This is a genomic window from Turicibacter sp. H121 (assembly GCF_001543345.1).
Lineage (GTDB): Bacteria > Bacillota_I > Bacilli_A > MOL361 > Turicibacteraceae > Turicibacter > Turicibacter bilis.
This window is the reverse complement of record NZ_CP013476.1, coordinates 2,074,941-2,088,007: the sequence shown is the minus strand read 5'-3', so window position 1 is coordinate 2,088,007 and position 13,067 is coordinate 2,074,941. Positions and strand designations below refer to the sequence as shown.

Sequence of the window (13,067 nt, the reverse complement as noted above, 5' to 3'; positions counted from 1 at the left end):
AGACTGATTAGTATTCTAGCTTTTTGCACTACTCTTCATTAATTAAATCGAAAATAAATTTCAAAAAAATCATTTTTTGTGTATTATTTTGTCGAATATGTGCAAATTATGATTGTCAGGAGGTGACAATCATGGCAAATCAATCAGGTCGTAATAAATTAGTTGTTCCTGGTGCCGAAAATGCAATCAATCAAATGAAAGCTGAGATTGCTAATGAGTTCGGTGTTCATCTTGGTCCTGATGCGACAGCGCGCCAAAATGGTTCTGTTGGTGGCGAAATTACTAAACGTTTAGTCGCTATGGCCCAACAACAATTAGGTTCAAAATAAGAAACTAAGTCACGACTTCTGATGAAGTAATAAACTTAGCTTCGACTTGTAAGAAAAGTTTCTTATGTTGAGGTCAAACAAATAAACTCAACATAAGATCAGGAGGTCACATCATGGCAACACGAAATAAATTAATTGTGCCAGGTGCTCAAGAAGCAGTTGATCAATTAAAAATGGAAATTGCAAATGAACTTGGTGTTAACTTCGGTCGTAAAGCAACTGCTGAAGAAAACGGGGCTGTAGGTGGCGAAATTACTAAACGACTTATTGCCCAAGCTAAACAAAGCTTAATAAAATAGTTCCAACTCTAATCTGTACAGTGTTTAAAAATTACATTCTACCTTAATGGTACCAATGTCAGGAGGTTCTTAATATGTCAAGACGTAATAAATTAGTTGTTCCTGGTGCTCAAAATGCAATTGATCAAATGAAATATGAGATTGCTCGAGAATTTGGTGTAAATTTAGGCCCTGATACATCTTCACGCCAAAACGGTTCTGTTGGTGGCGAAATCACTAAACGTCTCGTTGCAATGGCTCAACAACAATTAGGTGGAACATCTCAAAAATAACTAAAGAATTTTAAGTTATAGATAAAACTTATCCATTAGAGTGTCTTCGGTGAATTTTACCATCTATTTTTAAGAATGATTTTGTCGATTAAGGACACTCTAATGATTGTTAGGAGGTGAACAAAATGGCTAACAACTCAAATAACTCAAGCAGTAACAAACTTCTTGTTCCTGGAGCACAAAATGCTATTGATCAAATGAAATATGAGATCGCTAGTGAACAAGGCGTTCAATTAGGTGCAGATGCAACTGCTCGTCAAAATGGTTCTGTTGGTGGTGAAATCACTAAACGTTTAGTGAAACAAGCTCAACAACAATTAGGTTCTCAAAACCAACAATAACAATTGGGTTTTAGCATCATGTACAAACCTGTAACACAATTGTTTTAAATAAACATGAATGTGAGGGAATGCCATGAATACTAATCCGCCAACTATACGGAGTTCACGTTAAATTCTAATGAAACGTGAGGGATCAATGATGGAAGCTAATCCACCAAAGCGTATTTAACATAACGTATTACTGTGAATTAATTGCACCAAACGCTTTAAATTTTATTTGAAACGTGAGGGATTGACAATGGAAACTAATCCACCAAAGCATTTATTTTCGGTCTCAGATTCACTTTCTAATTCTAGAACATTAAAAATGTGAGGGATTAATCATGAAAGCTAATCCACCCAAAAATAAATCAGATAGTCACAATCAATTACAAAAGATACGTGAGGGATAAATATGAGATCCAATCCACCAACTATGAGTTAATCACACTTAAATATCATCAATGTTATGATAAATAAGGTGTTTTCATTGGAGTGATTTAAGTTTTAAATCCTACTGCTTTTATTAACTATTCGTTGATAAATGAGGTGTTTCCGTTGGAGCGATTTAAGTTTTAAATCCTACTGATTCTATTAACTATTCGTTGATAAATGAGGTGTTTCCGTTGGAGCGATTTAAGTTTTAAATCCTACTGATTCTATTAACTATTCGTTAATAAATGAGGTGTTTCCGTTGGAGCGATTTAAGTTTTAAATCCTACTGATTCTATTAACTATTCGTTGATAAATGAGGTGTTTCCGTTGGAGCGATTTAAGTTTTAAATCCTACTGCTTTTATTAACTATTCGTTGATAAATGAGGTGTTTCCGTTGGAGCAGATAAACTCATAGTAAATAAAGTAGCACTTCGGTGCTACTTTTTTATATTCATTCATTTTAATGGTTCTATAATATTTGGTGTTGCTGACTAAGCAACGCCTTTTTTCATGGCATAAAAAAAAGAGACATCACGTCTCTATCCTGTTACAATGTTATCGGCTAAAACAATATTGAAAGGATTGAATTTGATGTCTAACTCATATTTTACTAGAAAACTCTTAAATATTAAAGATAAAAACATTACATTCCCGGAAGATTATCTTGAGGAAGTGAAATTAAATGGTGTGACTAGCTTTATTTTTAAAGGAATTTTATCTTATCACCCCACTCATTGTGAACACTGTGGGACCCTTTTCGATTCAAAGTTTAAAAAGCATGGGTTCAAAACTTCTCGTTTAGTGATCCCCAAAGTATCGTTACACGATACTTATTTAGACTTAAGGAAACAACGTTACTTTTGTGGGCATTGTCATTCCACATTCACACTAAAAACCTCTATCGTTGAAAAGAACTGTTATATTTCTTACAACACCAAACACGCGATTGCGTTAGAGGCTCAAAATAAAATCTCTGAATACGATATTGCCCGTCGTCATCAAGTGTCTCATTCAACAGTTAATCGCATCATTCATAACTTCTATGAATCTCAATCTCTCAACTTTAATTACCTTCCTGAAAACCTTTGTTTTGATGAATTTAAATCGGTTAAGTCTGCTGAGGGTCACCTGGCATGCGAAGCATAAATCCTCCACTGCTAGGGAATGGGTCACATGTCCTTTATCTTTTGTGATGCTGATACGAAACAAATCATTGATATTGTTGAAGATCGTCGTTTAAGCTCTCTTCAGGCTTATTTTAAACGGTATACTGAAGAAGCACGTTCTCGTGTTAAACATATTGTGATTGATATGTACGCCCCTTATATTAGCTTGATTAAGGAGCTTTTTCCTCACGCCAAAATTATTCTTGATAAATTTCATTTAGTTCAACATATCTCCCGTGCGTTCACTTATCGATCGGTTTACTGTTTCAAACAACCGATGCGAGAAATTGATATCTTAAACTTTCTACTCGATCTATCTCCTGAGCTAAAATCGACTTATGATCTTTATCAAGACTTACTTTTCGCTCTTCAAACAAAAAACTTAGATCGATTCAATCACTTACTTGAAGTAGAACACCCTCTTATCTCTCCTGAACTTCAAACCGCTTTTCAAACCTTTAAAATGTATCAATCTTACATTAAAAATACGCTCACAACGCCATACACCAATGGTCCGATTGAAGGAATCAATAACAAAATTAAAGTGATTAAGCGTATTGCCTTTGGCTATCGTAGTTTCTATCATTTTAAATTCCGTATTCTCATGATTCAAAACTTAACCAAACCAAAAAGAAAAATCCTAGCAGATTAGCCACTAGGATTTCGATTTAATTATTCATTGTAAGCAGGTCACCATTTAATCAGCAACACTATTTGACAAAGTTCCATTTTAATTCAATTCATATTTTTTGTATAAACTATCGATTACTTGTTATAAGGTATCTCTTTCAAATATATACTGTAGTATACCTGTATTTTAAATAGAATAAAGCGATGTGAGTTTTTATTCTATTTAAAATTCATAAATCATTAATATTAATCACATCAAAGTTAAAATCTTAAAACTTCATGAATACAGGCTAGCTATCTAGCAATAAGACTGCTTCTTTTATCATTAAAACTATTTTTATGCCATGCTTTGATTCCCCCCTTTTCAATGATGACTGCAGTAATCCCATCTTATCTTAAAATAGTAAAAAGCACTCTGTCAAAAAGGACAGAGTGCTTTGGTGACTGTTTGGAGTTTTAAATTAGTGTATGCATAGATTAGTGATTAATTATTTTGTTTCGGCGTAGAATGCATTTAAGTATAATTGTTTGATATCTTCAATTAATGGGTAACGTGGGTTAGCAGGCGTACATTGATCATCGAATGCTTCAACTGCTAATTCATCTACTGCTGCTAAGAAGTCAGCTTCTGATACACCACATTCTGAAATACTCATCGGAATATTGATTTCACGTTTTAATTCATCAATTTTATTTAATAACGCTTGAACCTTTTCTTCATTCGTACGTCCTGTTAACCCTACATACTCTGCAGCTTTAGCATAACGTTCGATTGCTTGAGGAGTTTCATATTGAGGGAATGTTCCTTGTTTGAATGGTGCATCTGTTGCATTATATTTGATAACTTCATTAATTAATAATGCATTTGCAATACCATGAGGAATATGGAATTTAGCCCCTAATTTATGAGCCATTGAGTGGCATAATCCAAGCATTGCATTAGAGAAGGCCATCCCTGCCATACATGAAGCGTTAGCCATTTTTTCTTTAGCTACTTTTGCTTCTGCTCCACCATGATAAGATTCTGGTAAGTAATCAAAGACTAATTTAGCTGATTCTAATGATAATGGAATTGTATATTCTGTTGCTACTGTTGCTACTAATGATTCTAAAGCATGAGTTAATACATCGATACCTGAAGCAGCACATAATCCTTTTGGCATGGATAACATTAAGACTGGGTCAACAATTGCCATTGTTGGAGTTAATTCGTAGTCAGCTAATGGATATTTAATTCCTGTTTCATCATCTGTGATTACAGCGAAAGGAGTGACTTCTGAACCTGTACCAGCTGAAGTTGCAATACATACTAAGCTAGCTTTTTTACCCATTTGAGGGAAGCGATAGATACGTTTACGAACGTCCATGAAACGCATTGCTAGGTCTTGGAAGTTAGTTTCAGGGTGTTCATATAATACCCACATAATTTTTGCTGCATCCATAGCAGATCCTCCACCTAAGGCGATGATGACATCTGGTTTGAAGTTGGCCATTGCTTCAGCACCTTTTTTAGCATCTGATAGTAATGGATCTGGATGAACATCTGTGAACATTGTATATTGAATTCCGTAACGATCTAACTCATCCGTGACTTGTTTTGTATATCCTAAATCAAATAACACTTTATCTGTTACAATAAATGCACGTTTTTTACCATCGAAGTTTAAGTCTTCTAATGCAACTGGTAAGCATCCAAATTTATAATAAACTTTTGATGGAACTTTAAACCAAAGCATATTCTCTCTCCTTTTAGCAACCGTTTTAATATTAATTAAATGTTTTGGTCCTACATTTTCTGATACTGAGTTATTCCCCCAAGAACCACAACCTAAAGTTAATGATGGCGCTAAAGCAAAGTTAAAGATATCTCCAATTCCTCCATGTGCTGTTGGTTGATTAATTAAGAATGTTGTTGTACGCATACGAGATGCCATCGCTTGAATATCAGCTTCAGCACGTAACTCATCTGCATAAATAGCTGAAGTATGCCCTAGACCACTATGGTTAACTAATGTTTCAGCCATATCCACTGCTTCCGCATGATTAGATGATTTGTACATTGCTAAGACAACTGATAATTTTTCATGAGCGAATGGTTCCTCTAATGAAGTATCAGTCACTTCACCAACTAAAACTTTTGTATCCTTAGGAACTTCAAATCCTGCTAATTCAGCAATTTTCCATGCTGGTTGTCCAACAATTTTAGCATTTAATGCGCCATTGACAATGATTGTCTTACGAACAGCCTCTAATTGCTCTGGATTTAATAATAAAGCTCCACGCTTTGTAAGTTCAGCCTTAACTGCATCATAGATTGACTCATCAACAATGATTGACTGTTCTGATGCACAGATGACACCGTAGTCAAATGTTTTTGATAATAATAATGAGTTAACAGCCATTGGGATGTTACATGTTTTATGGAAAATAACTGGTGTATTACCTGCCCCTACTCCAATTGCTGGTGTTCCTGAAGAGTATGCTGCTTTAACCATTCCTGGTCCACCCGTTGCTAAGATTAAATCGACTTCACGCATAACTGTATTTGTTAATTCAATACTTGGTGCATCGATCCATGCAATTAATCCTTTTGGAGCTCCCGCTGCTTCAATTGTTTCACGAATCACTTGGGCTGTATAGTTTGTACAGTTTTTAGCACGTGGATGCGCTGAAATAACAATTGCATTACGAGTTTTAATTGCCATTAAACATTTAAAACATGCTGTAGATGTTGGATTTGTTGTTGGAATTACTGCTCCGATTACCCCTACTGGCTCAGCAACTTTTTGAATTCCGAACGATAAATCTTCAGATAAAACCCCACATGTTTTTTCATTACGATATTTATTATAGATATATTCTGAAGCGTAATGATTTTTAATAACTTTATCTTCAACTAATCCCATTCCCGTTTCTTCTACTGCCATTTGTGCTAACGGAATACGTAAATTATTAATTGCCATTGCCGCTTTGTAGAATAATTCATCAACTTGTTCTTGTGTAAATGTGGCAAACTCACGTTGAGCTGCGCGCATTGTTTCAAGAGTTGACATTAACTCCTCAACATTTGTAATTTTATTTGTCATTCCGACTCCTCCTCAAGATTGTGAATTCATTCACTTACTTACAACGCTATTATATTACATTGTGAATTATTTGTCTAATGAAAACGGATTGAAAACGTTTATAATTTCACAAATAGTAAATTTTATGATAGAAAGCGTTTTTCACTTATATATTTTACCTTATTTAACTATAAATGTAAAAATATAGATTTTTATTTCTTTCTACATTCGCACCCAAGAAAGATTATAGTTCGACAAAAAAGGCTCAACACCAAAATTGGTTCTTGACACTTAATTCATCTATAAAAAATCGTTCATTACATTCCAACAAGATTCTATTCTCATAGATCGTTCGATTCGGAAGAAAATAACTTCTTCGAATTAATGTTTTAATTTTATTATTTCGTCCTTCTACTGAACCATTTGTGTAACGACACTTATGGTAATTAGAAATTTCTTCTGTCCAATTTTCAAAAGGTTTAAGTGCTTCAGTTAATTCAGGAATATTTAGGGCTTTAGCTCGAGCAATCCATTGAATTAAACGTCTATAAGAATTTGTTTCATCACTTAATTCATACCAATTAATCAGTGATTCTTTAATGGCATACACTTCCGTCAGTTCTTTTGAATAGCTTAGAAGTTTTCCTAATTTTCGTTCTTCTTTCTCGCTCAAAGAATCATATCGTTTACCGATAAGGTTTTTATTTCGTTTCAAATATTTACGACTTTCCGGTGTTAGCGATAAACTAATCCGTCTTCTCACAGCCTGTAAGGCATCTGTTAGATAACGATTCACATGAAATCGGTCAGCAATTCGGATAGCATCAGGAAAAACTTCAGCAACAAACTTGTGATAAGAACGTGCTAAATCCATCACAACAGCGTAGGGTTTCAACTCTTTGAGTTGCTTCATTAAGCCTTGATTTTGAATTAACGTTTGATAAGTTCTTCCCATGACTAATGTTAACAGGTTACCATTTCTTAGGTCATGAAATCCTGTATTATAAGTATGACCTTTTCGAATCGCAAAATCATCAATGCCTAATATGAGCCGAGTTGATCCTTGAGCAGCAGCGATCACTTTTCTTTGAATAGACGGAATTAAATGAGCAAGATGTTGCTTAATGAAGCGTTCACCAGTTGAGTAAGGGACCTTAAACGTATCTGTTAATTGTTTAACAGTGGTACCGACTAACGGTTTAGAAAGTTCACGTTTATAATCGTTTGTATAGCGAGTTTTCCCTGTCAAAAATGCATATTGATAGGTAAAAGAAACTTCACACTGTTTACAGAAAAGACGCTTCATCGGAATCAATAAAATGGTTTCACGATTGAAACAACGTAAATGTCTAACTTGACGTAGTTTTTGACAGCTACCTTTACAAATAACAAATGCTTGAGTATGGCAACAAGGACAAGGTTGTTTACTCTTTGTTGGACACAGGCTTAAAACTAAAACATTATCTTCAGAAATATGATAGTTACTGACTGTAACATCTTGTAATTGAATTAAATCATTGATATGATGTAAGTGCATCTAAAATCTCCTAACTTTAGTTTGGTCGCACTTACTAAAGTACAAGATTTTAGATGTTTTTTTTATAGGTAAATATAAGCATTTATTTAGTCAAGCACCATTTCTGGTGAAGACTCACAAAAAATAACTTTAACAGTACAAATTAATCGTTTTATCATTAATATTTTTTTCTAATTGAGGTATATTTTTTTGATTCATAAAATGAACTTAAATACAAAAAAAGCTGGAAGAATATTACTTCTTTCAGCTTTTTATTTATATCAATTAGAATAAATCATTTAATGGACAAGCAGTATTATCTTCTAACTCAATGATTTCACCCGCACGAACTGTAATGATTTCTGTATTATCAATACATTTTTGTACTAATGATTCAAAATCAAAGTTTTGTTCAAATTCAATACATTTTTCAAGCGATGGATTAGTCGCTGGGTGCTCTGGAACAAAGACCGTACAGCAATCTTCATATGGACGAATTGAAATATCATATGTATCGATTTGTTTCGCAATTTCAATAATTTCATTTTTATCAAGTGTAGCAACTGGACGAATAATTGGCATATTCGTTACAGCATTAATTGCATACATACTTGCTAATGTTTGAGAAGCAACTTGCCCTAAACTTTCACCATTTGCTAAAACTAAAATCTCACGTTTTTTAGCAATTCCTTCAGCGATACGATACATCATACGACGCATAACTGTCATTGTATAGCTGCTAGGAATATTCTCATAAATGGCTGTTTGTAATTCCGTGAATGGAACTACATGAACATCAATTGAGTCTACCGGTGCATAATGAGCATTTTTCTCCATTAAGTCTAACACTTTTTGTTTTGAACGAACTGATGTATATGGTGGTGATGCAAAGTGAATCGCTTCAATCTCAACTCCACGTTTTTGCATTAGGTATCCAGCAACTGGACTATCAATTCCACCTGAAATCATTAATAAACCTTTTCCACTAATTCCAACTGGGAACCCACCAAGACCTTTAATGTGATCGGCCATAATGAATGTTCCTTCGCGACGAACTTCAACAAACACCGTCATATCCGGATTATGAACATCCACGCTTAAGTGATCCGTATTAATTAATAAATGTGCCCCTACTCCACGTGAAATTTCACCTGATTGCATTGGGAATTGTTTATCTGAACGTTTTGTTTCTACTTTAAATGTAGTTGGAACTTTTGGTTGTTCATTAATAATCTCTAAAGCTAATGCTTTAATTGCATCAATTTCATTTTCACAACGAGCAGCTAAACTATAAGATTGTAATCCGAAAACTTTATCTAGCTGCTCTGTTACTAATTCTGGCGCTGTCCCATTTAAAATGATATAGAAACGGTCATGTGTCACTTCATATTTTAACTGATCAAGCCCACGTAACTTGCGGCGAATAATTTTGTGTAATGCATTTTTAAAATACTTACGATTTTTTCCTTTAATCGATAATTCACCATAACGGACTAAAATACGGTCATAAATCATTTCATCATTTCCTTCCTCGATAACCTGCTGCGATTTGTAGTACTAGTGTTTTAGTTGTGCCACAACGATTTTTAAAGCTTTAATTAGTCGATCTACTTCCTCCATTGTCGATAGATTAGAGAAACTAACACGTACACTCTCTTGTGCAACCTCATCACTAATCCCTAATGCTAATAAGATACGTGAAGCAGTCGCTGATTTAGATGAGCACGCTGATTTTGCTGAGATATAAACATCATATTCCTCAAGCGCATGAACTAACGTTTCACCTTTAATCGGAGCGGCAGCAAAATTGATGATATAAGGCGTTTGATGTTCGTGATTACTATTTACCACTACACCATCAATTTTTCTTAATTCGTTCATTGTATGATCGAATAATTGTTTAACATGTTGGTAGTTTGTTTGCAGTGGCTCGATTGCTAAGCGTAAAGCCTTCGCAAGCGCAACTGCACCCGCTACGTTAATTGTTCCTGAACGAAGGCCATACATTTGATGTCCCCCTGTAATTTCAGGTGTTAAACTTAAATATTGATTCACGATTAGTGCTCCACTTCCTTTTAATCCATGGAATTTATGAGCAGATAATGATAATAAATCAATATTCATTTTATCAATATCAACAGGAATTTTACCCACGCTTTGAACGGCATCAACATGGAATTTTACCTTTGGATATTTTTTTAATAATTGACCAATTTCATAGATTGGAAATACCATTCCCATTTCATTGTTCACATGCATGCATGAAATTAAAATTGTATCTTCACAAATGGCTTCTTGAATTTGCTTTACAATATCAGCATTGCTACCTTTGACGTCAATATATGTAACACGGAACCCTTCCGCTTCTAGTTCCTCAATTGTTTCATGAACTGAGGCATGCTCAACAGGGGTTGTAATAATGTGACGTCCACGATTTTTGTAAGCATGACACAACCCACGAATAGCCAAGTTATTACTCTCAGTTGCTCCTGATGTAAAAATAACTTTGTGTTGTTTCGCATTTAATAGGGATAAGACTTGCTTTTCTGACTGAATTAGTAATTGTTCAGCACGAGCACCAAATGCATGTAACGAACTTGGATTACCCCAAAAATTTTCATTAACTTTCACGAAAGCATTTAAAACTTCTGGATCAACAGGAGTCGTCGCACTATTGTCTAAATAAATCATTTTGATTCTCCTTCCGACATAAACATCTCAGACCCATTTTAAACTTTTAACTCTTACGAACTCTGCTCAGATAAGAGGCAGACGAATTCATTGAATATGAACCTTGTTACTTTATCGTTTCGACATTATATCACATTAAAGCTATAATCTCAAATTGCAACTATTTTCTGAGTTTATGACGTAGAAAATGGTCGTTCTATGATTTGCTTACACTATAAAGTATGAACTTCATCATGAATTTGCTAGAAAAAATTCACTTTTAATAGCAAATCATCTAGATGTTCTTATTATTATTATTATTATTATATTATGCATTTATTTTTATTTCACTTCATTTATCTGCACCATAAAACTTTTTTTGGCTCTGTTTTAGATAAGTGTTGATGATTAAAAACATTGATCTCATCATACTTAATCAATGAGTTAGGGGAAGAAATCATGATTTTTATTAAATATCAACATTCTTTTAGAACGCAGCCTTATTTTTTTGCATTTGTTTACTCAAAATAAAAACTGTCTATAACTCACGACGTCCTTATAGACAGTTTCCTTTATTATAATAGATAGCAATCTAATTGTTGCTTAAATTGATCATAAGTTAAATCAAAACGTGAACCTTCAATCTCTTTTAATAATTCACGCATCTTTTCGATCACTGTTTCATAATTTCCTTGACGGAATTGATCCTCAGCAATCGTTAAATCCACGACATACATTCCTTCTCGTCCAATATAACGATGACCATATACCATTAAACGTTCGGCTAATTTAGATTGTTGAACCTCAATCTCCACTCGATTAGATAATTCTTGAATCGACTCTTGTGCTAGAGCAAGCTGTTTATCAATCTCTGCAATATTAATAGGTAATCGTCCAATCGTTTCAAATAATAATTGAATGGCGAAGTTTGCACGTTTAATCATCTCTTCAGTTTCCTCATTCTTAACCGGGAAGTTAACTTGATGATACATTCCTTTAAGATGATTGAATGTTTTCAATAAATGAAGTGCACGCTGGCGACATTCTTTTTCTCCAGCATATAAGCTTTCAATTTCACCATCAAATACAGCTAATTGTTCTTTAATCTCATCTAATTGTTGGTTCAGCGATGATAACTCACGTAATAACACAGAATTTGCACTTTGATGTTCATCGACTTTTCCGACTAAATAGACTAATTCATTACTTACAATTTGAATTTCATTTAATAAAAAGACGAACTGACTCTCCTCTTCCTCAGGCATGCGATAATTTCCTTTAATATTTTCATAACGCTCTTGAAGTTGCTCGCTATGCTCTTGTAGCTCTTGCATAAGCGATTTCGTTTTAACAACCGTCTCTTTTAACACCTCTTGAAGTTCATATTCTTTCTTCATGAATTCAATCATTTGTTTAGCATTATCATGAATCTCAACCAGCATTCCTTCAATCTTAACAAAATCAAAACGTTTGATCCAATTTGGAATCTCATCTAATTGCTCATGATACACTGCAATCGTTTCTTCAATTTGAAGATGCTTTAAATAGACCCCTGATTTCATAATCGATTCATAGCTCTTTAAAACTTCACGTAATAAAGGCTTGATTTCTTGTGTAATTGTATCTTTATACATTGGAGTGCGTTCAAACATATGAACAATAATTTCAATATGTGACTTAATCAGTTCAATCGTTTCATCAGCTAAATCGTAATTACATTCTTCCATACACTCATTAAATTTTAAGAAAAAGACTTCAACATCTTTAAATAAGGTCTTCATCTCTTCTTTAAACTCAATATAGTTCTCTTCTTCTTTTTCATAACGACGTTTTAATTGTTCAAACGTTTCTTTTAATCCAACGACATTTGAACGACTACGTTCTTCTGATTTCTTTAACGACTTAATTTCTTCAATTAATTGTTCAACTTCTTCTTTTAACGACTCAAGCGTTTGTTTTAACTCTACTAAATGCTCATCGGCTTCAACGAAACTTTTATTGGCAACAAGCTCTTCCGTATAAATAATCTGCTCCGTGACGGTAATAAAGTCGGATTCTAATTTTCCCCAACGTCGTTCCCATTGTTGAACTAACTTAACAATACGCTCACTCTTTTTTGTGCTACGTAGCTTGGCTAATTCAAACGGGACCGTCTGATTAGAAATCTCATGTTTTAAATAATCAAGTTCATCAATTTTAGCATAGTATTGTTTCTTTTTTGATACGATAATAACTGAGTAAATTAATACGATTGCTAAGACGACGATCATCACTATTAAAATTAGTAATTTAAAATCTGTCATAGTATCCTCCCATCACGCTTTCTTAAACTGTTTGCTGTCTTTTAATGATATCATAATTTGA

Annotated in this window: 11 protein-coding genes; 6 read left to right on the top strand and 5 right to left on the bottom strand. The window is 33.9% G+C overall.

The genetic code is table 11. The features are described from left to right. The first annotated feature begins 131 nt into the window (after positions 1-131). From AT726_RS09940 to AT726_RS13065, 6 genes are all read left to right on the top strand, one after another. On the top strand, positions 132-329 hold the full coding sequence (locus AT726_RS09940) for an alpha/beta-type small acid-soluble spore protein (protein WP_055241169.1): 198 nt from the start codon (positions 132-134) through the stop codon (positions 327-329). A 113-nt stretch (positions 330-442) separates the two neighbouring features. Next, positions 443-628: an alpha/beta-type small acid-soluble spore protein gene (locus tag AT726_RS09935; protein ID WP_055276359.1), complete on the top strand. Its 186-nt coding sequence runs from the start codon at positions 443-445 to the stop codon at positions 626-628. A gap of 74 nt (positions 629-702) precedes the next feature. Beyond that, positions 703-900 (top strand): alpha/beta-type small acid-soluble spore protein, encoded by a 198-nt coding sequence (locus AT726_RS09930; protein WP_055241174.1) that lies wholly within the window; start codon positions 703-705, stop codon positions 898-900. 125 nt (positions 901-1,025) lie between these two features. Next, positions 1,026-1,241 (top strand): alpha/beta-type small acid-soluble spore protein, encoded by a 216-nt coding sequence (locus tag AT726_RS09925; protein WP_055241177.1) that lies wholly within the window; start codon positions 1,026-1,028, stop codon positions 1,239-1,241. A gap of 1,006 nt (positions 1,242-2,247) precedes the next feature. Beyond that, on the top strand, positions 2,248-2,802 hold the full coding sequence (locus AT726_RS13070) for a transposase family protein (protein WP_201023055.1): 555 nt from the start codon (positions 2,248-2,250) through the stop codon (positions 2,800-2,802). Between the two features lie 27 nt (positions 2,803-2,829). Continuing rightward, positions 2,830-3,474 carry a transposase gene (locus AT726_RS13065; protein ID WP_201023054.1) on the top strand — a complete coding sequence of 215 codons (645 nt, stop codon included), beginning with the start codon at positions 2,830-2,832 and terminating at the stop codon, positions 3,472-3,474. A 466-nt stretch (positions 3,475-3,940) separates the two neighbouring features. Here AT726_RS13065 and adhE read toward each other — a convergent pair whose 3' ends face one another. The 5 genes from adhE to AT726_RS09895 form a co-directional block, all read right to left on the bottom strand. Beyond that, on the bottom strand, positions 3,941-6,538 hold the full coding sequence (gene adhE / locus AT726_RS09915; protein WP_068759506.1) for a bifunctional acetaldehyde-CoA/alcohol dehydrogenase: 2,598 nt from the start codon (positions 6,536-6,538) through the stop codon (positions 3,941-3,943). Positions 6,539-6,782: 244 nt separating this feature from the next. Beyond that, complete coding sequence (locus AT726_RS09910; protein WP_068759290.1) at positions 6,783-8,054, bottom strand: ISL3 family transposase; 1,272 nt, start codon at positions 8,052-8,054, stop codon at positions 6,783-6,785. A 264-nt stretch (positions 8,055-8,318) separates the two neighbouring features. Beyond that, the gene (gene thiI, locus AT726_RS09905; protein WP_068759505.1) at positions 8,319-9,548 is read right to left on the bottom strand and encodes a tRNA uracil 4-sulfurtransferase ThiI; all 1,230 of its coding nucleotides are present in this window, start codon (positions 9,546-9,548) and stop codon (positions 8,319-8,321) included. Positions 9,549-9,590: 42 nt separating this feature from the next. After that, positions 9,591-10,724, bottom strand: a complete 1,134-nt coding sequence (locus AT726_RS09900) for a cysteine desulfurase family protein (RefSeq protein ID WP_068759504.1) — start codon at positions 10,722-10,724, stop codon at positions 9,591-9,593. A gap of 554 nt (positions 10,725-11,278) precedes the next feature. After that, entirely contained in the window at positions 11,279-13,006 is a 1,728-nt protein-coding gene (locus tag AT726_RS09895; RefSeq protein ID WP_068759503.1) for a septation ring formation regulator EzrA, read from the bottom strand. Positions 13,007-13,067: the final 61 nt, after the last annotated feature.